This is a genomic window from Catenovulum agarivorans DS-2 (assembly GCF_000568405.1).
Taxonomy (GTDB): domain Bacteria; phylum Pseudomonadota; class Gammaproteobacteria; order Enterobacterales; family Alteromonadaceae; genus Catenovulum; species Catenovulum agarivorans_A.
On record NZ_ARZY01000020.1, the window covers coordinates 20,465 to 40,819 of the forward strand.

Annotated in this window: 16 protein-coding genes; 14 read left to right on the forward strand and 2 right to left on the reverse strand. The window is 41.4% G+C overall.

Features of this window, described 5'->3' with window-relative positions; translation table 11 throughout:
• The first annotated feature begins 4 nt into the window (after nt 1-4).
• From DS2_RS11155 to DS2_RS11175, 5 genes are all read left to right on the forward strand, one after another.
• Complete coding sequence (locus tag DS2_RS11155; RefSeq protein WP_035014868.1) at nt 5-1,336, forward strand: sigma-54-dependent transcriptional regulator; 1,332 nt, start codon at nt 5-7, stop codon at nt 1,334-1,336.
• 108 nt (nt 1,337-1,444) lie between these two features.
• The gene (nlpI, locus tag DS2_RS11160) at nt 1,445-2,362 is read left to right on the forward strand and encodes a lipoprotein NlpI (RefSeq protein ID WP_035014869.1); all 918 of its coding nucleotides are present in this window, start codon (nt 1,445-1,447) and stop codon (nt 2,360-2,362) included.
• A 5-nt stretch (nt 2,363-2,367) separates the two neighbouring features.
• Complete coding sequence (locus tag DS2_RS11165; protein ID WP_035014870.1) at nt 2,368-3,798, forward strand: hypothetical protein; 1,431 nt, start codon at nt 2,368-2,370, stop codon at nt 3,796-3,798.
• Nucleotides 3,799-3,873: 75 nt separating this feature from the next.
• Complete coding sequence (locus tag DS2_RS20285) at nt 3,874-4,191, forward strand: ComEA family DNA-binding protein (RefSeq protein WP_035014871.1); 318 nt, start codon at nt 3,874-3,876, stop codon at nt 4,189-4,191.
• Nucleotides 4,192-4,351: 160 nt separating this feature from the next.
• The gene (locus DS2_RS11175) at nt 4,352-5,446 is read left to right on the forward strand and encodes a hypothetical protein (RefSeq protein WP_035014872.1); all 1,095 of its coding nucleotides are present in this window, start codon (nt 4,352-4,354) and stop codon (nt 5,444-5,446) included.
• Between the two features lie 285 nt (nt 5,447-5,731).
• Here DS2_RS11175 and DS2_RS11180 read toward each other — a convergent pair whose 3' ends face one another.
• Nucleotides 5,732-6,955, reverse strand: coding sequence for an EAL and HDOD domain-containing protein (locus tag DS2_RS11180; protein ID WP_035014873.1), 1,224 nt, complete (start codon nt 6,953-6,955; stop codon nt 5,732-5,734).
• A gap of 226 nt (nt 6,956-7,181) precedes the next feature.
• Between DS2_RS11180 and rssA the strand changes: the two genes are divergently transcribed.
• The 7 genes from rssA to DS2_RS11215 all read left to right on the forward strand — a co-directional run bounded on the left by rssA (nt 7,182) and on the right by DS2_RS11215 (nt 14,709).
• Nucleotides 7,182-8,141 (forward strand): patatin-like phospholipase RssA, encoded by a 960-nt coding sequence (gene rssA, locus DS2_RS11185; RefSeq protein ID WP_035014874.1) that lies wholly within the window; start codon nt 7,182-7,184, stop codon nt 8,139-8,141.
• A gap of 8 nt (nt 8,142-8,149) precedes the next feature.
• Nucleotides 8,150-8,785 (forward strand): paraquat-inducible protein A, encoded by a 636-nt coding sequence (locus DS2_RS11190; protein ID WP_081754259.1) that lies wholly within the window; start codon nt 8,150-8,152, stop codon nt 8,783-8,785.
• A complete protein-coding gene (locus DS2_RS11195) occupies nt 8,752-9,363 on the forward strand; it encodes a paraquat-inducible protein A (protein WP_035014877.1) in 612 nt (203 codons plus the stop codon). Before DS2_RS11190 ends, DS2_RS11195 begins: the two co-directional genes overlap by 34 nt.
• Nucleotides 9,364-9,370: 7 nt before the next feature.
• Entirely contained in the window at nt 9,371-11,029 is a 1,659-nt protein-coding gene (pqiB, locus tag DS2_RS11200; protein WP_035014878.1) for an intermembrane transport protein PqiB, read from the forward strand.
• The gene (locus DS2_RS11205; protein ID WP_035014879.1) at nt 11,026-11,547 is read left to right on the forward strand and encodes a PqiC family protein; all 522 of its coding nucleotides are present in this window, start codon (nt 11,026-11,028) and stop codon (nt 11,545-11,547) included. The genes pqiB and DS2_RS11205 overlap by 4 nt, the downstream gene beginning before the upstream one ends.
• A gap of 262 nt (nt 11,548-11,809) precedes the next feature.
• Nucleotides 11,810-12,328: a YfiR family protein gene (locus tag DS2_RS11210; protein ID WP_160168563.1), complete on the forward strand. Its 519-nt coding sequence runs from the start codon at nt 11,810-11,812 to the stop codon at nt 12,326-12,328.
• Nucleotides 12,325-14,709, forward strand: coding sequence for an EAL domain-containing protein (locus DS2_RS11215; protein WP_035014881.1), 2,385 nt, complete (start codon nt 12,325-12,327; stop codon nt 14,707-14,709). The genes DS2_RS11210 and DS2_RS11215 overlap by 4 nt, the downstream gene beginning before the upstream one ends.
• Nucleotides 14,710-14,777: 68 nt before the next feature.
• Here DS2_RS11215 and rne read toward each other — a convergent pair whose 3' ends face one another.
• Nucleotides 14,778-17,846: a ribonuclease E gene (gene rne, locus DS2_RS11220; RefSeq protein ID WP_051479813.1), complete on the reverse strand. Its 3,069-nt coding sequence runs from the start codon at nt 17,844-17,846 to the stop codon at nt 14,778-14,780.
• A gap of 610 nt (nt 17,847-18,456) precedes the next feature.
• Between rne and rluC the strand changes: the two genes are divergently transcribed.
• Together rluC and DS2_RS11230 are read left to right on the forward strand one after the other, a co-directional pair.
• Entirely contained in the window at nt 18,457-19,413 is a 957-nt protein-coding gene (gene rluC, locus DS2_RS11225; RefSeq protein WP_035014882.1) for a 23S rRNA pseudouridine(955/2504/2580) synthase RluC, read from the forward strand.
• Nucleotides 19,406-20,062 carry an HAD family hydrolase gene (locus tag DS2_RS11230; RefSeq protein WP_035014883.1) on the forward strand — a complete coding sequence of 219 codons (657 nt, stop codon included), beginning with the start codon at nt 19,406-19,408 and terminating at the stop codon, nt 20,060-20,062. Before rluC ends, DS2_RS11230 begins: the two co-directional genes overlap by 8 nt.
• Nucleotides 20,063-20,355: the final 293 nt, after the last annotated feature.

Sequence of the window (20,355 nt, forward strand, 5' to 3'; positions counted from 1 at the left end):
TGACATGAATCGTAAAATACTCATAGTCGAAGACGATGCAGATTTACGCGAAGCCATTTTAGACACCTTGGCGATTTCAGGTTTTGACTGTGACCAAGCCGATTGTGCAGAAAAAGCTTTGCTAATGTTAAACAAACATAGTTACAGCATGGTGATTTCTGACGTGCAAATGCCAGGTCAAGACGGACTGTCGTTGCTTAAATCTATCAAAGCTAAGTCGCCGGAATTGCCAGTCTTGTTAATGACCGCCTTTGCCAATATTAAAGGGGCTGTTGAGGCGATGAAAGATGGCGCGGTTGATTATTTGACTAAACCATTTTCACCTGAAGTGCTAATTAATCTTGTCAGTCGCTACATATTGCCAGAAAAGAATACAGTGTGTCAGCCAATTGTCAGAGACCCTCAAAGCATCCAATTATTGAATCTTGCTAAACGTGTTGCACAGTCAGAAGCTTCGGTAATGGTTTTAGGACCGAGTGGTTCAGGTAAAGAAGTCTTGGCACGTTATATCCATCAAGAATCTAAACGGGCAGAACAGCCATTTGTAGCGATAAATTGTGCGGCAATTCCAGAAAACATGTTAGAAGCAACCTTATTTGGCTATGAAAAGGGAGCTTTTACCGGTGCATTGCAAGCTTGTCCGGGTAAATTTGAACAAGCACAGGGCGGTACTATTTTATTGGATGAAATTTCAGAAATGGATTTGGCGCTGCAAGCTAAATTGCTACGGGTGATTCAAGAGCGGGAAGTTGAGCGTTTAGGTGGACGAAAAACCATTAAACTTGATGTAAGAGTAATTGCAACTAGCAACCGTGATCTAAAATCTGAAGTGGGCCAGGGCCACTTTAGAGAAGACCTATACTACCGGTTAAATGTATTTCCTTTAACTTGGTTGCCATTGTCTGAACGTAAGCTGGATATTTTACCCCTTGTAGAACATTTGATTGAACGTCACTGTCAGCAAAGTGCGCAGCCGATCCCTAAGTTAAGCATGGCCGCACGGAGCAAACTACAACAGCATGACTGGCCAGGCAATGTGCGCGAGCTAGATAATGTTGTGCAACGTGCGCTAATTTTATCTCAGCACCAAGTGATTGACGAAGCCGATATATTGATTGAAACAGATACGGCTGTGATGGCCAAATCTAACCCACAGCCACAAGCCAGTGGATTGGGAAAGGAGCTCAAAGAGCAAGAGCATCAAATTATATTAGACACACTAATTGCCTGTCATGGTAAACGCAATAAAGTTGCTGACAAATTGGGAATTAGCCCACGAACCTTAAGGTATAAATTAGCCAAGATGCGAGAGATGGGCATAGAAATTCCGGTATAGTCAACTTGTATCGGCAAGGTCAAATGAAATATATTTCAATCTAAATTCAAATCTGGCACACTCGGTTTATACTCAAGAGTAACGATTTGAATTTAAGAAGAAACTTTAATGCATATATTTTTCAAGGCCGCTTTGGCTTTACTGTTACCCCTGCAATTTTTAGGCTGCTCTGCGACCCAGCAGCCAGCACAGGTCAAGCATATTGCAAACACTTATGTTGATTCGGTACAGCATCAAATCGCCATTCGGCGTTTATCTGACTTCTTGCATCAGCAAGACCTGTCTGAAGCGCAAAAAGCAGAGCTGTTTTTTCGCCGTGGCTTATTGTACGACGAAATTGGCCTAATGCACTTATCATATTTTGATATGTTACAAGCAATTGAAAACAACCCCACTTTAGTTGAAGCTTATAACATTTTAGGCATTTATTATGTAAGGCAGAATGAATTTGGCCGAGCTTATGAAGCGTTCGATTCTGTGTTGGAGTTAAAAGCTGACCATAACTATGCCTATTTTAATCGGGCAATCGCTTTATATTATGGAGAACGACCTCAACTTGCATTGAAGGATTTTGAATCATTTTATCAGCAAGACAGCAACGACCCTTACAGATTAATGTGGTGGTACTTTGCCGAGTTAGCTGTTGAACAGCGAAACCCTGATAGCCAGCCAGTTGCCTTACAAAATTTAAAAAACAGAAGCGCATTATTGGCAAAAAACGATTGGGGTAAAGCACTTATTAAATTGTATACCCAAGAATTAACCCCAGAACAATTGCTGCAATTGGCTGCAACAGGCAATGATTCAGAGCAAATGCTCAACGAAAAATTATGCGAAGCTTATTTTTATATTGCGAAATATTACGCTCAATTAGGAGACAAGGTAACAGCCGAATTCTATTTTAAGGCGGCTATATCGACGCATGTATATCAGTTTGTTGAGTTTAGATACGCACAAATGGAACTTGCCCGTTTGTCCAATAACAGCACGTTGAGCGCAGACACAACAGAGGCAACTGACATTTAATCGTTATGCAACTCGGCAAGGTTTTTCGTGCAGTCCGTTTTAACGCCTTATTACTGGCTGCGCTGTTACTAAGCTGCGTATACTTGGCTTGGACGAGTTTTAACAGCTACCAACAAAACCGTTTGACCGATATATTTTTAGCCGAAATTGAGCGGGAAAGTGCTAATCAGTTTCAGACTTCTAAACATACTTCAGCCACACTTAAAGATGTTTATAATTCCATGTCGTCACAACGGCAAATCGACCTTGCGCTGTCACTGCAGCACGCCCCTAATATTAAAAATTATATACCGCTGTTACCATTTTCTTTGAAGGTACAGCTAGCTGACCTAGGTAATATTGCTGCGTTGAACACTTTAGTTGAGCAACCACACCCGCGGCAGTTGTCGTGGCAACAAAAGTTACTTGAGCTAGATTACCAATATGCTTGGAAGCAGGCTAAAATCTTGGCTAACGGTGCAGGCAATAAAAGCCAGCCCATGTTGGCCCATCAAGCCTACTTGCATGCATTGCAGCTGGCACAAACTACTCGGCAGGCCGAGCAATCGACCGTTTCATTGTTGCAGCAACAGTTAGTTAAACACGCTATTACGCATAAAATTGCAGGTTGGCAAGATATCTTGGCAAGCTACTCCAACAAAACAATTGCTAGTTGGTATAAGTTGTATCAAGCGCATTATGTCGCAAGTGATAAATTAGCTGAGCATTATGCCCAATTGGCTGACAATCCGCGGCATTCGAATCAAGCATGTGCTAAACCTATTGTTTTACTTGCACAGTCTCCGTGGGAACTTACAGCCGTTATTGAACTGACTCAGCGTTTATTAGCCACTGAGTTAGCTCGTGATTTTTGTATTCAACACAGCTTGTGGTTAGATAACTTAAACGACATAGAGGCAAGGTTAACTCAATTAGACCAATCTTTTTGGGTGATTAAAGGGTCAGTTACAAAGGCGTATCGATATAAAAATCAAATCTACTTGCCTAAAATTGCCGATATTCATTTACTTAAACATGAAGTCGGCCACTGGCTTGGGTTTGAAGATGAATATGCGCTGCGGCCCGAATTGGCAAAAGTTCGCTGTGCACCGCCCAAGCCTAATCAAGCAATCTGGTCTATGGGTTATAACCTAGTTGCAATAAAAGACAATTATAGGTTTGAGTCGTTTGCCCAACTCGAACAACAATTAAAGCAACATGTATACTGGTATCCGCATATTCAAGATATCCAGCAATATGTTCGCTTAGATAATCAACTGGCTAAAATTGGCTCAAACTACGCTAATTCAAAGCAAATAGGCTTATTTAAAGCGGATACATGTAACCATCAAGTTGGTGTGACAGCCTACAAACCGCTCGATTATTTGTCATTTATGCACAACTATGAGCTTGATATTCCAAAATTGTATAAAAAAATGTTTTTATCAAATGGTTAACTTTTTGTTGCTCGTCTAAACTAGTCACGAGCTTGTCGCTCAATCTATGGAACAAGGAAATTAAGGATATTCATCATGAATAAATCAATCTTAGGTGTAGCGCTTGCTACCGCATTCGTTTTTGCCCCCAATTTATCTGCTAACGTTGAACACTCTGCAAGCACTGCAGTCAAAGCGTTAGAGCAGAATAAAAAACTAGCCAAACTCAACTTAAACACAGTTAGCTACGAGCAATTGGTAAAGGTTCCTGGTATTGGTAAATCTAGAGCAAAAGCGGTTATAGCTTACATTGAAAAAAATGGAAAACTGGATAGTTTTGAACAATTAAAGTCTGTTAAGGGTATCGGTAAGGGCACACTTAACAAATTGAAACAAAATTTTGTGATTGAGTGATGTAGACTATTGCAGTTTGGGGGATTCACAGTAAAATGCGGTTAAAGTTGTGAAGTGGCAAAGCCGTCACAAAAAAGACACTTGCAAATTTAACCCAACTGTTTTTTAATCAACCTGAATTCCAATTTTCTTTCAGATCTCAATACAAGGAAGCTGAAAAATGAAACTAACTTTAAAGCGCACTGCAATTTCACTAGCCCTAGCAGGCTCTTTTACTTTAACTGGTTGTAACTTTATCGGTGATGGTGATCCGGTTTTTGTTGAACCAACTGACCCAGTCACTCAATCTATCACTGTTGAAGGTGAAGCAACTAAGGGTGCTTTGATTGGCGCTGATGTATTTGCATGTATCGCTAAGACAGCATGTTCAACTGCAGACGTAAACGATATCCGCGGAGCAACAGGTTTTGTTGGTGAGACAGTTACTGACACCAACGGTGAGTATACCTTAAATATCACTAACACTAGTGCATTTGGTAAAGTGATTGTAGTACGTATTATCGCTAACTCTACTTCTTCTATGGATTGTGACGTTTATGATGACGCTGGCAATGAAGATTGTTCGTTCGCTTTGGATGGTACAGAACTTAAAACAATTGCTGTAGCTCCAGTTCCTGCGGAAGGCGAAACAAGCGTTGCTTTGCCTGATGTAGACGCAAGTGCTTTATCAACCATTACTGTTGAGTTGATGGAAGCCGATGAGACATTGACTGAGTCGACTACAGCTGCTGAACTATCAACTAAAGCTAAAGCAGCTTCAAAAGGTGTTGCGACTATTTTAGGCTTAAAAGAGTCTGATATCGGTGCAGACGTCGACTTTACTAAATTGAAGCTTGGTACAGCTAAACAAGGTAACGCCAAATTTGTCGCTTTGTCAGACGCGGGTAAAAAATTGGCTTCAGTTAATGCGGCATTGGGTGGTTTAGCAGCTTCAGGTGAAAACCTAGGTCAAAAGATCAAAGAAGTAGCTACTACAATCAAAAGTGCTGTACAACTACCTTCAGCTGTAAACGATGCAGTTGTTACTATCGTTAAAAATGTTGCAACTGTTGTTAAGGCTCAAGTTACTCAGAGCTCAACAAAAACAAACACAACAGCACCTACTACTAAAAATCCTGATACAGTGACAGTTGATACTGTTAAAAACGATGCTCAAGACGCTCGTGAGGCGATTGTTGAAGGTGGTGGTAACCCAGGTGGAACTGGTGGTACTGGTAGTACTGGCGGTGGCAACACTGGTGGTAGCAATACCTAATATCTAGGTAGCTAGCAAATTCAAAACCCGACGTAAGTCGGGTTTTTTGTTTTTAGCGGTTTGTTTTTTGATTTTGTGCTTGCCAAATATGCACAGTTCAAGCTAGCTGGTTTGATTTAGTAGTGTAAGGCTATCAATTGGTGAGAAGTAGACGAAATGGTTCAAGCGTATTTAGATACGGCAAAATACCTTTTAGTATTAAGCCGTGTTTATCCAGTTTGTATTAACTATTCTGAGTTGGAATTTGGTTAGGCTACTTAATTAAAGGCTGAATCATGTTAGCGACTAACTCGCCGCTAACTCGCTTGCTCTATCGTTCGACCATTGAATGGCTGTGTGGTAGTAGTCTGGGACTAAATCTGAATTAAGCTGCAGTTCATGTATCAGTGCAGTTGCTTGAGACCAGTCTGCTTTTTCGTAATGCTCAACTAAATCTAAATAGCTGGCTAATAAACCTTGACGCTCAATTAGCGCTGTTTTTATTTCTTGCGCTAATGGTAGTTTAGTCATGATGCTTTCGATCGGTTCATCCAAAATAGCATCAATCACTGACAGCATACCAGTTAAAAAGGCGGTTGAAGAGTCTTTAAGCTGACCATGGTCTTTTGCTAAAGATTCGCAAAAGTGTGCTCTGCTCATAGATAATCGAATCAGTTCAACAGGCTTATCTGAGTTAATTTGTGCGGCAAATAATACTGCCAAAAACTTTTTCAATTCGGCTTGGCCTAATACAACCAAAGCTTGTTTGATGGTTTCGATATCGCCGCGCCTTTTAAATATCGCTGAATTGGCATAACGCAATAGTTTAAAAGACAAGGTTACATCACGTTGGAAAATGTTAATGATGGCTGCTAAGTCCATTTCGGCTTTAGACGATTCATATAACAGCTCAGCAAGGCTCATTTGCGAAGGTGCCAGAGCTCGGCTTTGCATAACTTCAGGCTCGCTGAAAAAGTATCCTTGAAAGTAGGTAAATCCCCATTCAAGCGCACTATTGAATTCTTCGTAGGTTTCCACTTTTTCAGCCAATAGTTTGATAGAAAACTTACGCGCAATTTTGCCTATTTGCTGAATTTCTTCACTAGTGGATTCTCTAAAGTCGACTTTTATGATGTCAACATAAGGGAAAAAGTGCAACCAAACTGGGTCATGTACATAGTCGTCTAGTGCTATGGTATAACCCTCTTGTTTTAATTCGGTAACGGCATTTAGCAACTTTTTGGTTGGTCTAGCTGTTTCTAGAATTTCCACAACCAACTGTTCTTTTGGGATTAAGCTTGGAAATTTTTTAATCAATAGCTCGTCAGAAAAATTGATAAAAGCAGGGTGTTGGTCGGTAAAGTCCTCCAACCCAAGATTAAACTGGCTTGCTTCTATGAGTTTAGAAGTCGCCTGGTCTCCGTCTATATTCGGGAAGACATTTTCTAAGCTATCTCTAAACAACAGCTCGTAAGCGAATAATTGTTTATTTTGGTCGAAAATGGGTTGTCTTGCAGCGTAAAAAAACATCTATGTATCCAAAACTAAAATTATTTAAATTAATTTATGCGTACAGCCCTTAATTATCGCAATAACATCCGTGAGAGTGTGTAATGCAACACATGCTTAACAACATGATTAGATATTCTCGTTTATTTGATTATAAATCAAGTTTTTTGTCCTGCACTGCAAATATGTATTTCTTTTCTTACAAAGAGTAGAATAAATTTACTTTTGGGTAAATTTATATTCAGTAATGCAGAAAAAACCAGCGTACAAACTAGGTTTAGCCCTAGGTAGTGGAGCAGCAAGAGGGTGGGCGTTGATCGGTATTTTACGCGCGCTTGACAATCTAGGTGTAAAACCTGATGTCATTGCTGGTTGTTCAATTGGCTCCCTTGTTGGTGCCGCTTATGCCACGCATAAGCTACCTGAGCTTGAAGAATGGGCGGTGTCTTTGGACACATGGAGTGTTGTACGCTTGCTTGATTGGGGAATGGGGCGGGGCGGTATTGTTTCCGGTGGACGTTTGTATAACCGCTTGGAAGAGACAATCGGTAAATTAAAAATTGAAGAATGCCTGATTGAGTATGCTGCGGTTGCAACCGAGTTGTATACAGGTCGGGAACATGTGTTTACCAGCGGCTCGATATTACAAGCAATTCGCGCATCATGTGCGATACCTGGTTTGTTGTCGCCACAGTATATTGATGGCCACTGGATGGTCGACGGGGCGGTTGTGAATCCTGTGCCGGTATCTATTTGCCGAGCGTTAGGTGCAAGCCATGTCATTGCTGTTGATTTAAATTGTGGACGCTTAACCCCTGCGCATGATCCTTCGCTTGATGTTAGAAACAACGCGCCCGTTGAAAAAGACCAAAACAGTGACAGCGCGAATGCTTATGATCAACAACCAAATAAGTTTCAAGATTTATTAGGGGAAAGCAAAGGCTTTTTAGAGCAGTGGGTCAAAAAAATCTCTGTTGGTAACAATCAATCTCCTGGAATGGTTGCAGTTGCAACCAGCGCTATCGATATTATGCAAAACCACATTACTCGGAGCCGGTTGATGGCTGATCCGCCTGAAATCTTATTGCAACCTAAAGTATCTCATATTGGCATTTTAGAGTTTAACCGTGCGGCGGAAGCCATTAAAATAGGTGAGCAAGCCGTCGCGCAAATCGCACATTTGTTAGCTGACTATCGGAGGTCATAAATTAGCTGATGCGAAACTATATCGCCTGCGAGCACTGTGATTTGTTGATGGAGTATCCGATTCTTAGTCATTCACAACAAGCACATTGCCAACGTTGTGGTAACCACTTAATGTCTAGGCCTAAGCATAGCTTGCAATTTACGCTATCTTTTGCCATTGCATGCTTTATTTTATTTTTAACCGCTAATTTTTTCCCCATGATTTCTGCCGAGCAGGCCGGCTTTCATAATCAAATGAAGTTGTTTGAAGCCGCGTACGCTTTTTTTATTCACGGCGAGTGGATGCTTAGCGCCATTGTGCTGTTTGTGGTTATTTTAATGCCGCTGGTGTTATTGGCGATGATAGCCTATTTACTGTTACCTATGATTTTTTTTCGAACGATATTGCCCTACACAAACCCGGTTGCGCGCTTAGTTTTTTCGTTGCAAAAATGGTCAATGGTTGATGTGTACCTAGTGGCTATGCTCGCTAGTGTTACTAAGCTCACTTCAATGGTGACTATTGAACTCGGTATTGGTATTTGGGCTTATATTGCTTTTAGCTTGTGTTTGTCGGCAGCACTTGCCAATTTGGATAAACAAAGGTTTTGGCGCTACATGGATAAAATAAAATGTCATCAGATACTAAAACAGCAGCAGCTTTAAACCTTACTTTATGCCTGCACTGCCATAAACTCAATCCAAGTTCATGGAGTGTGTGTAGTCGTTGTGGCGGCAAAATATATCCACGTAAACCTAAATCATTACAAATTTCCCTCGCATGGATTGTAACGGCCATCGTCTTTTATATCCCAGCAAACATTTTCCCCGTAATGAGTACTTATGCTTTTGGGCGTGAATCAGCGAGCACAATAATCGGAGGTATTTTTGAACTGTGGGAGCAAAAGTCTTATTTTATTGCGTCGATTATTTTTGTGGCCAGTATTGTTATCCCGATAGTTAAAATATTAATCTTGTTGTGGTTATGCTTGTCTCTTAAACTAAATTTAACAGAGACATTGCGGTTTCGTACCCATTTATATCGACTGACCTTATGGGTTGGGCGTTGGTCTATGATTGATGTTTTTGTCGTTGCAATACTGGTTGCGCTACTGCAATTGGGTGGCATGCTGTCGATTCAACCAACTGTTGGTAGTTTAGCCTTTGCGTCTGTGGTTATTGCTACTATGCTAGCGGCTGAGGCTTTTGATCCAAGGTTAATATGGGACCATTTACAAGATTAGGAAGTATATGCAAGCACCATTGGTAACTAAAACAACAAAATTATCATCTGTATGGCTTATTCCGTTTTTAGCGTTATCTATTAGCTTATGGTTTGTAACTCAACATTACATGAATCGGGGCACTGAAATTCAAATTAGATTTGCTAGTGCTGAAGGGGTTGAAGCAGGCAAAACACAAATTAAAACTTTGAACGTAGATGTTGGTGTTGTTACGCAAGTTGAAATTAATCGAGATCTAACAACGGTGAATGTCACAGCTCGCATCAAACCACAAGCAGAAAATTTACTGCGGCAAGACTCAAAATTTTGGGTGGTTAAACCCCGTATTGGCTCTAAGGGTGTGTCTGGTTTAACCACTATCCTCTCTGGTGCTTATATCGAACTTGAACCAGGTAAAGACTACCCAGGCAAAACTGATTTTATCGGCCTGGATAACCCACCATTAACCCGTACCAATAAGCAAGGACTTAACCTTTATTTGATTAGCGACAGTGTTAAGGCGTTAAATGCTGGTGATCCTGTCGTGCATAAAGGATTCGAAGTCGGTCAAATCACTCAAATTGAAGTGCTTAATTCCAACCGGATTAAAACCAATATTTTTATTGAGTCACCTTATGATCAAATGGTGACCAGTAATAGTCGATTTTATAATAGCAGTGGCATTAGTTTTGCTGTCAACGCCCAAGGTATTGAAGTTTTTTCTGATGCGATTGAAAGTACGTTAACTGGAGGCATTGCGTTTGATCTACCTAAAGGTGTCGCACCTGGCGAGGCCATTAATGATGGTGCTGAGTTTCAGTTATATCCAAATCAGTTGGCAATGGAGAAACATCCATTTAAACACAGCGTTGAGTTCTTATTATTGTTTAATCGCTCGATTCGAGGGTTGAACTTAGGTGAGTTTGTTGAGTACCGTGGTGTACCTGTCGGCACTGTGGTTGATATTGGATTTTCGTATTTGGCGAAAAATCGTTTTGAACAGGCGGATAAACCTCACGTTCCAGTGTTAATTCGCATTGATCCTGCACGTTTGATGGGGCATGACACACCGCAAGCACAACAAGATATGTTAACTGCGTTGGACAAGCACATAAATAACGGTCTGAAGGCAGCGTTAAAAACAGGCAGTTTAGTCACGGGGCAAAGTTACATTCAGCTAGACTTTTATCCAAATATTGAAGTGGAGCATTCAGCTTTAGCACAAATTTCAGGTTATCGTACCATCCCAACCACACATGATGATCTAGACTCAATGCTGTCAGATATCGGTGTGTTTGCCAATAAACTGGCTAATATTCCAGTCGGAAAAACCTTTGAGCAAATTGATTCGACTTTGCTGGGTGCACAGCAGTTGATAGCACAAGCTGAAGCTACACTGGCACAATTTCAACAGCTTTCACAATCGGCAGATGGGTATATGCAAAACCCCGAGATGCAGGCATTACCACAAAGGATATCTAATTTGCTAAATCAACTGACGACACTTGTTGATAGAATAGCCAAGTCTGATGGAACAATGGCAGGTGTAGAGCAGACAATATATAAATTGAACCAAACGCTTGATAGTGTAAAACAAGTAGCCGATACGCTAGAAAGTAAACCAGATTCGCTATTGTTTAGCCAACCAAAACAGTCAGATCCTATTCCAGGAGCAAGTAACCAATGATACGTAAGCTTTTTTCTATCGTAGCAGTTTTATCGGCAATGACAGCTTGCAGTTCAGCGCCCGAGTCTAGCATTCAACATTATATTTTGCCGATAAATAGCCAGCAACAATCACAATTAAAGACCGCAGCGGCAGGTATTCCACAGCCACCACAAGTTGAAGTGACATTAGCGCCATATTTGGCGAAAGAGAATGTAGTTGTAGTGCAAGGGCAGACCCAAGTCATTTATGCCCATTACCATAGATGGGCGCAGCCGCTAGACTATATGATTGAAGATTTTATGCGCAAAGCCATTGTACCCAATAGTCATGTTAAACAGTTAAAGCTCAAGTTTGATAAATTACATGCTAATTTGCAGGGGCAGGTGACTCTGCAGGGAGAATATTCATTAAATACAGGTTTGCAGCAGGTGTTTTTAATTGAGCTTGAGCAGCCTAGAGCAGGATACCCTGCTATGGTTGAAACCGTTGCGCAAGGTTTACAGCAGTTATCCGAGCAAATCTTAGCGCATCAATAAAGTGATTTTTACTATCGAAAATGCAATTAAGTTGTTAAACTTTATAGGTTTTATGAATAAACTTAGTTGCGGCTAGAGTTTCTTTATTGGTCTTCAATACTGGTAAAATGACACTGTATGTATCATGCTTAAGGCTGACATAATATTGTGGCCTAATTCACAAATTGCAGTATTCACCACTCATGGAGAAGGTGATAAGGGCTATGGACACTAAATGACTTTTACGAACAAATTAACTTGTCTACCGCTGTTGCTTGCTTGCATGCTGCTTTTGAGCGCGGGGTTGTATGTCAAACCTGCTGCTGCGCTAATGAATCAGCCAGACGAAGCGAGCTTGCGTGCAGCTGTAATAGTAGGGATTTTACGTTATACCAAAATACCCATTAAAGCCGCTACGAATGAAATTCGTTTATGCTCAGTGGGTAAACCTTACTCGGAAAATAAGTTGCAGCAAGTTTCTGCCAGCTTGAGAGTTCAGCAGAATACGCTCAACTTTTCTGTAATGGATAATTCAGACGTATCTTTACAGGCCATCAATTTATGTGATGTTTTGATCATTGGTGGTGCTTATAACCCGAGCAAAGCGCTGCTTGCTGATTATTCTGGGTTGAGTATATGTGATACTTGCACCGAGCTAAAATCAAGTTATGTGGTTGAGTTAATCAAAGCTGATAAACGCATCGGTTTTAACGTCAATCTGTTTTTGGCGGACAGTCGCAAGGTTAGTTTTAGTTCATCATTGCTTGAGTTGGCGAGTAACATCATTAGGTCTGAGCAATGAATTTGACCAAGCATTCGCTGAAATTTTCAATCATATCCAGACTACTGATTTTATTCGTTGCGACTTTAAGTATCATAGGTGTGACCATTTCGATAGTTGAGCGCAACCTAGCTCAAGAGAAATTAACCAATGACTTGAATGTTATTGGTGAAATTTTATCAAATAGAACGATTGCCGCATTGGTATTTAACGATGTATCTGCCGCAGCGACTAATTTATCAGCTGCACAATTTCATGAAAGCATCGAGGCCATCTGCCTATATAGCCAAGATAAACGCTTTTTTGCCAGCTACTATAAACAAGCTGAGCAGATCAAATGCCAAAACAGTATTGCAGCGTTATCTGAAGCTTCCACCTTATATTTCGACAACAGCATGGAAATTGTTAAACCTGTTGTTGATGGTAATGAGGTTATGGGCGCGCTGCGTATTTATTCAAACTTAGATTATGTTGAGAATACTCAACAGCACGTGATTTTGGTTATTGTATCTGCGATTCTCATTGCGATATTTGCCGTTTACATTATTGCCAATCATTTGTTGAAACGAGTATTGGCGCCACTGCAACATTTACATACAACTGCTAGACACATCACCCAGAATGTTTTTTCCGATATTAGGGCGTATAAAGCGAAAGACGATGAAGTTGGTCAACTGGTGGATGTGTTTAACAATATGTTAGATAGTTTGGCCGATGAGCACAATTTATTGCACTTGTCTGAACAAAGGTTTAGAACACTTGCTGACCAAGCGCCAATTGGGATTTTTTTACGCGATGAGAACGATAAATTTTTGTACGTAAATAACACATGGAAGGAAATGACGGGTTGTGGACTACCCATTAATTTAGACGAGTACAAACATCGAATTAGCCACTCGGATAAGTTACGAGTAATTCAGGTTTATGATGATGCCCGTGCTGACAACCGATCAAGTTCAGTTGAATACAGATTCGCGACACCTCAGGGAACTAGAAAAAACTTTTTAGAGAAAATGTCTCCTATAACCCTAGATGACGGACGTTTATCGGGTTATATCGGCTCAGTATTAGATATTACTGAGCTTAAAGATGCGCGGCATGAGTTAGAACGTATGGCTTTTCAAGATCCTTTAACTGGCCTTGCTAACAGGCGCTTTTTTAATGAACATTTAAAGTTAGAAATTGCCAATGCGCAAAAATTGCATCAACAGCTGGCGGTATTAATGATTGATCTCGATCACTTTAAGCGAGTCAATGATACCAAAGGACATGAATTTGGTGACGATTTACTGATATCTGTTGCGGAAAAACTCTCCAGCGTTGTTGACGACGATGATTTGGTTTCGCGTATGGGCGGAGACGAGTTTATGGTGCTAATTCGAGAGGTCGACTCGTCCGCAGAGTTAGACGCTGTAGTTAAAAAGCTATTAAATGCGGTACTTATGCCGTTAGAGCATCAATCTTTATTAGATGTGACTACGTCGATTGGAGTTGCAGTTTACCCTAAAGATGGCGAAAACGTTGGCGATTTAGTTCGAAATGCCGATATTGCTTTGTACAAAGCGAAAGATTTTGGCCGCAACCAGGCTGTCTATTTTAGCCAAACTTTGGATACTGAAATTAAGAATAAAGTTCGGCTTGAACATAAGTTACGAAATGCGATCGTAAACGAAGAGCTGAAAGTTTATTTACAGCCACAGTATGACGCGACCAAACAAAAATTTGTCTGGGCAGAAGCACTGGTTCGATGGATTGATAAAGATGAGGGTTTTATTCCACCTGATAAATTTATTGCAGTTGCTGAAGAAACAGGACTGATCCATGAGCTTGGTTTTGTTGTGTTGCGCAAAGTTTGTTGGTACATGCAAACATACCAAGAGCAACTATCGGCAATTGGCATTGAAGGAATAGCGGTTAATATTTCAGCTCGCCAGTTGTTTGCGAAAAACTTTTTTGAACAAGCCATGGCGATCATCGGTGAGTATCAGATTGAACCAAGGCAAATTGAATTTGAAGTGACAGAGTCATTATTGATGGAAAATGCCAAACAAGCTGTCGAGGTAATGGGGCAGTTTAAAAGGCAAGGAATCAAATTGGCTATGGATGATTTTGGTACTGGCTATTCTTCACTAGCCTATTTAAAACACTTTCCAATTGATTGCGTTAAAATTGACCGCAGCTTTATTAAGGATATTCCAGAAGATAAACTAGATATGGAGTTGTCGAGCGCAATTATTGCTATGGCATTGAAGCTGGGGTTAGAAATAGTTGCAGAGGGCGTTGAAACGCAAGAGCAAAGTGCATTTATCCATAGCCAAGGTTGCCGACTGATGCAAGGTTATTACTTCGCTAGGCCTATGCCCATTGAAGAAGTATTGTTATTGGCTAGCGTAAAAGCTTAAACAAAGTAAATAAAAAAAGCGACTCACTTGAGTCGCTTTTTTGTGCGCCTAAAATCTATCCTAAACCGTTACTGTCGAGCTTGTGTAGCCGGTGACGATGATTGGCTGCTTGGTCTGCTTGCACCGCCTTGTTTACCAGAAACCGTCAATGGAGTTCGGTTGGTTTGTGGAACCACATTTATTGATAACACACGCTGAACATCTATGCTTTCGGGGGTTGTCTGCGAAATTGGCGCAGAGGCAAAACCTTTAAGATGAGCTGCAACCATAGAGGCTTCTGTTAACGGTTGTTTAGTTTGTGCAGCATCTTCTTCAAGCGGCAATGAGTGTTGAACTTGACTTGATGACTCACCATCAACAGACTGTTCTGCTTCTGCTTCTGCTTCTGCTTCTGCTTCTGGTACATCACTGTTCACAACAGCATCCGATGTAGCTTGTGGTTCTGCACTATCTGAGCTTTCAGCTTGTGGCGCTGCAGCTGACGTTTCTTGTGTCTGCGCTTGCGCTTCATCAGTTTTATTCTCAGTCTCATCTGCGGCTTGAGTGCTTTGTTGCTTATCTATCTCTACAGCAGCATCAAGATTTTGCTTAGCTTCAGTTGTGTCAGACGCAGCTTGCTCGACTTCTGGGTAGCGGCTTTCTACTGGATCTTCAGTTACTTCAGCATGTTGCATAACCTCAAAAGCTAATTCGCTTTGTTTGGTCTCTTTTCGATAATATTTGTCATATCGATTGTTAGACTCCTGATTGTCGCTATCTTCTTGATTGCGACGACGACGTTGGCTATTTGCGCGTAAATGGCGCGTGCCGCGGCGTTGGCGAGGACGCTCTTCTGCTACTGGTTGTTCTGCAGGTTTGTCGCCAGGTTCTGTTGTGTCAGCTAGATTCACATCTTTGTTATTTGCTGGCGCTTCAGTTTCTGTTGCCGTTGGCGCGCTCTCAGTTGCAGGTGGTTCAACAGCAGCTTTCGGCTGAATTGATTTGTCAGTCTGCTTGGTTGGCTGTTCAACCTGGTTGCTAGATTGACTCTCTTGCTCTAACGTTTCAACTGCTGCTGCGTAAGGTGAGTGAGTTGCAGGTTCTTTTTTCGCTTTAGCAGCCTGTGGAGCGCTCTTGTCCTTTTGCGCTGCGGCTTTTTGCGCCTTTTGTTCTGTTGCTACAGCAGTGTCTTTTGGCTGCTCTACGCGCACTTTTTTACGTTGCTGACGTCTAGCTCTACGCTCTTGAACTTTTTCCTCACGTACAGGCTTAGCTGCTTTTTCAACCTTACGATTTGGTTGATTTGTTTCAGCTTTGTTTTTGTCTGAGCTTTTTTTATTACGCGGTTTGTTATTACGGCGGTTATTATTGCGTCGCTTGCCATTATTATTGCGTGGTGCGGATTTTTTAACCGGCGGCTTAACCTCTTCCTCAGGCTCAGTCGCAAATAACGATTTAATCCAACCAAACAGGCTTGCAATTAATCCTTTCGCTGGTTTTTGTGGTTTTTTAACAGCTGGTTTTGCTACAGGCTCAGCAGCAACTGGCGCTGGCATATCTGGTGCAGCAAAGCCTTTCAATGCGGGCTCTTCTTTTTTCTCTAACGGCTTAATTGAAGGAGATATTGCAACCGTCATGTCTTGCTCAGGTGCGTTTACCAGCTTATAACTTAAATCATCACCCGTATCTTCAATTTTAATACGTGCAACGTCAAAGTTAGGACTTTCTATGTGTGGGTTAGGTACCACTACAATACGAACATCGTGTCCTTTTTCGATAAAGCGTACTGCGCCACGTTTTTCGTTTAATAAGAAAGTTGCAACTTCAATTGGTACTTGGGCTTGCACTTGAACCGTGTTTTCTTTAATCGCTTCTTCTTCTAATAGACGCAATACGGATAAAGCAAGAGATTCAGTTGAACGTACAACACCTGTACCCTGACAGCGCGGACAACTTTGGCTTGAACTTTCACCTAAAGACGGACGTAAGCGCTGACGTGACATTTCCAATAAACCAAAGCGAGAGATTCGCGCTAATTGGATACGAGCCCGATCTGAGCGCACTGCTTCACGTAAACGATTTTCGACTTCACGTTGATTACGAGCTGGTGTCATATCGATAAAGTCGATAACAACTAAACCACCTAAGTCACGTAAACGCAATTGGCGAGCAATTTCGTCGGCTGCTTCTAGGTTGGTGTTTAAAGCGGTTTCTTCAATGTCACCACCTTTGGTGGCTTTCGATGAGTTAATGTCTATCGAGGTTAAGGCTTCGGTTTGGTCAATAACAATTGAACCACCGGAAGGCAATCTCACTTCGCGTTTGAATGCAGATTCGATTTGGCTTTCAATTTGGAAGTGGGTGAATAAAGGCACCTCACCTTGGTACATCTTGACGCGGTTTACAAAATCAGGGCGCACAAGCGCAATATGTTGTTTAGCATCTTCGTAAACTGCAGGATGGTCAATTAAAATTTCACCAATATCACGACGCAAATAATCTCGAATTGCTCGTACGATTACATTGCTTTCTTGATGAATCAAAAAAGGTGCAGGGCGGCTGTCTGCTGCAGATTGAATGGATTGCCAATGTTTCAGTAATACATTTAAATCCCATTCAAGTTCTTCAAAGGCTTTGCCTACACCAGCAGTACGGACGATTAACCCCATACCGTTAGGTAGAGATAAACGTGAAAGTGATTCTTTCAATTCGGTGCGTTCATCACCTTCAATTCGACGAGAAATACCACCTGCTCTAGGGTTATTCGGCATTAAAACCAAATAACTCCCAGCTAAACTGATAAAGGTGGTAAGCGCAGCACCTTTTTGGCCACGTTCTTCTTTATCTATTTGAACTATGACTTCTTGGCCTTCTTTAACCACATCTTTGATGTTTGGTCGGCCTTGAAAGGTGTAACCTTCAGGGAAGTAAGTTTTAGCGATTTCTTTGAGCGGCAAAAAGCCGTGCCTTTCAGCGCCATAATCAACAAAGGCTGCTTCTAGGCTTGGTTCTACTCGGGTAATCGTACCTTTATAGATATTTGCTTTTTTTTGCTCGTGTCCGTGACTTTCAATGTCTAAATCATATAAACGTTGGCCATCTACCAGCGCAACGCGCAACTCTTCTTCTTGAGTTGCGTTAATTAACATACGTTTCATAGTTGTTCTTTTTCACCAATATGAAACGCCAAATTGTCTACCAATAGTCTCAGCTGAAGAGCCACTCTCACGAGTGTCTTTGCCTTTTATGCAGAAATCCTAATTAACCTTGTGTTTAAACACTGGGGAGCATGAACCTAGACTGAGCGATCGCAGCCAGACTCAACAAATCCTCTTTGATCTTCATATTGTCATTGCTCCTTTTGTTTGCAACTGGCAAGTTTGTGCAAACAAGGTTTGTCTTTCTGTTGTTTAGCCGAATGTGCATTACGGCTTAAACAGCTTATTTCAGTTTTATCTGTTAGCGTATTTGGCGTTTACTTTTCATAACCCGGCATTCGCTGTTGGGATAGTGTTTTGCAACCTTGACGAAAAATTACACACTTCGCTTGGTTCAAAAATGCGTAGACAAACTGTAATATGCTTAAAACGAATCAGTTTGTTGCTGCACTATGGCCTCTTACACAGTCCGAATGTCACCACCAATAATCGTGTATTTTTACACGTTTTCGAAAAATTCTGGCAATCATGCATGCCATCAGTGAAAATATAGCAAAGCTCTGCCCATAGCGGCAATCTAAATTCACTAATAATAGAAAGATATTTGCATATGAGTTCAAATGACCGCGGGTCGGTAAGTTATTTTGACATAGATTTGGATAATTCTGGTCAAAGAATAGACAATTGGCTAAAAAGAGAACTCAAAGGGGTTCCGACTTCACTTATTTATCGGATATTGAGAAAGGGCGAAGTTAGGGTTAACAAAAAGCGTGTAAAGCCTGAATACAAATTACAAGCGGGTGATGTGTTGCGCTTGCCACCGATTCGGCTTGACGCGAAAAAAACCAACGACTTTACCGTCGGCGATAAACTAAAAGCACTGGTCGAAAATGCCATTTTGTTTGAAGACAAACACCTAATTGTATTAAATAAACCTTCTGGTTTAGCTGTGCATGGTGGATCTGGATTGAATTATGGCGCGATAGAAGCGCTTCGACAGATTCGCCCCGAGCTAAAACAACTTGAGTTGGTTCATCGGCTAGACCGCGATACTTCAGGTTGTTTGGTAATTGCAAAAAAACGCTCGGTTTTACGGGCGCTTCACGAACAATTGCGCAATAAACAAGTAGATAAAAGATACTGGGCGCTGGTCAGTGGTGCTTGGCCTGCTAGACTGAAAGTTGTCGAAAAACCTCTATTTAAGAACGTGTTAGCTTCAGGTGAACGTATGGTTCGGGTGGATGCTAAACAAGGTAAACCAAGTGAAACCCGCTTTAAGATCATTCAGAAATACCAAGGTGCTACTTTGGTTGAAGCGTTTCCTGTAACGGGCCGCACGCATCAAATTCGTGTGCATGCAGCGGCCTCAGGTTTTCCAATTGCGTTGGATGACAAATATGGCGAAGCTGAGTTTGATAAAAGGATGAAGCCTCTTGGGATCAATCGATTATTTTTGCACGCAGCATCGATTAGTTTTATTCACCCCAAAGAGCAGTCCACTTTGCGAATTGAGGCACCATTGGACAACAACTTGTTACAGGCATTGGAGCGATTGAAACGTGCATAACTGTCGATACAAATTAGTTATTTTCGATTGGGACGGTACTTTAATGGATTCAATCGGGCGTATTGTCTCGAGTGTGCAAAATGCCGCGCGAAGTCTGGATATCGAAGTACCTGACGCAGAGTCTGCTAAATCCATTATTGGTTTGAGTTTGCCCAAAGCGATTGCTACTTTGTTTGACGACGTGGATGAAAGTTTACATCCTGAATTGGTAAAGCGTTATAGCCAGCAATATGTTCAGTTGGATACCACACCAACACCTATGTTTGAATGTGCAGAAGAATTGCTGATTAAACTTAAAAACGCTGGGTGTTTGTTAGCGGTAGCGACTGGTAAATCTCGCGCTGGATTGAACAGGGTGTTTAATTCAACTGGTTTAGCACATTTGTTTGATGCAAGTATTTGTGCTGATGAATCACAATCGAAACCTCATCCTGCTATGTTGGAAACTTTGTTGACTAAGTTGGATGTGTCGAAACAGCAAACTGTGATGATTGGAGATACAGTGCATGATTTACAAATGGCGCTAAACGCTGGTATTGATTCAATTGGTGTAACCTGTGGGGTTAATGATGCTGCGACACTAACCAAGTTATCGCCAATTGCCGTTGCGGATGATATGCGAGCATTAAGCTCTGTGTTGTTTCGCTGATTGTGTGATGCACAAGCCGAATTGAAGTGTAATTTTCTAAAATTCCTAAATTGCATTATGTAGCAGTCGCTGGGCTATTCGTCCATGAAGCTTGGTTCCTGTCGCTATCCATAGCTCCACCTCGCTTAGCTGCGAAGCGGTGCTTCGGTCTTCGCTCGCCCTATCTTGTGAAGTTTTAGAAAATCAGCATTCAATTCGGCTTTTTTAACATTGATTTTTTTCAAAAACAGAAAGTGCCGCAACTTTGCTGTTAGTGTAGGAGTATCCCATTTCCCTATACGGCTATTTGGCGA

What these genes read in the sequence shown, in the direction of transcription:
- DS2_RS11155 (WP_035014868.1), top strand. Translation starts at nt 5, where the DNA reads ATGAATCGTAAAATACTCATAGTCGAAGACGATGCAGATTTACGCGAA.
- nlpI (WP_035014869.1), top strand. Translation starts at nt 1,445, where the DNA reads ATGCATATATTTTTCAAGGCCGCTTTGGCTTTACTGTTACCCCTGCAA.
- DS2_RS11165 (WP_035014870.1), top strand. Translation starts at nt 2,368, where the DNA reads ATGCAACTCGGCAAGGTTTTTCGTGCAGTCCGTTTTAACGCCTTATTA.
- DS2_RS20285 (WP_035014871.1), top strand. Translation starts at nt 3,874, where the DNA reads ATGAATAAATCAATCTTAGGTGTAGCGCTTGCTACCGCATTCGTTTTT.
- DS2_RS11175 (WP_035014872.1), top strand. Translation starts at nt 4,352, where the DNA reads ATGAAACTAACTTTAAAGCGCACTGCAATTTCACTAGCCCTAGCAGGC.
- DS2_RS11180 (WP_035014873.1), bottom strand. Translation starts at nt 6,955, where the DNA reads ATGTTTTTTTACGCTGCAAGACAACCCATTTTCGACCAAAATAAACAA.
- rssA (WP_035014874.1), top strand. Translation starts at nt 7,182, where the DNA reads ATGCAGAAAAAACCAGCGTACAAACTAGGTTTAGCCCTAGGTAGTGGA.
- DS2_RS11190 (WP_081754259.1), top strand. Translation starts at nt 8,150, where the DNA reads ATGCGAAACTATATCGCCTGCGAGCACTGTGATTTGTTGATGGAGTAT.
- DS2_RS11195 (WP_035014877.1), top strand. Translation starts at nt 8,752, where the DNA reads ATGTCATCAGATACTAAAACAGCAGCAGCTTTAAACCTTACTTTATGC.
- pqiB (WP_035014878.1), top strand. Translation starts at nt 9,371, where the DNA reads ATGCAAGCACCATTGGTAACTAAAACAACAAAATTATCATCTGTATGG.
- DS2_RS11205 (WP_035014879.1), top strand. Translation starts at nt 11,026, where the DNA reads ATGATACGTAAGCTTTTTTCTATCGTAGCAGTTTTATCGGCAATGACA.
- DS2_RS11210 (WP_160168563.1), top strand. Translation starts at nt 11,810, where the DNA reads ATGCTGCTTTTGAGCGCGGGGTTGTATGTCAAACCTGCTGCTGCGCTA.
- DS2_RS11215 (WP_035014881.1), top strand. Translation starts at nt 12,325, where the DNA reads ATGAATTTGACCAAGCATTCGCTGAAATTTTCAATCATATCCAGACTA.
- rne (WP_051479813.1), bottom strand. Translation starts at nt 17,846, where the DNA reads ATGAAACGTATGTTAATTAACGCAACTCAAGAAGAAGAGTTGCGCGTT.
- rluC (WP_035014882.1), top strand. Translation starts at nt 18,457, where the DNA reads ATGAGTTCAAATGACCGCGGGTCGGTAAGTTATTTTGACATAGATTTG.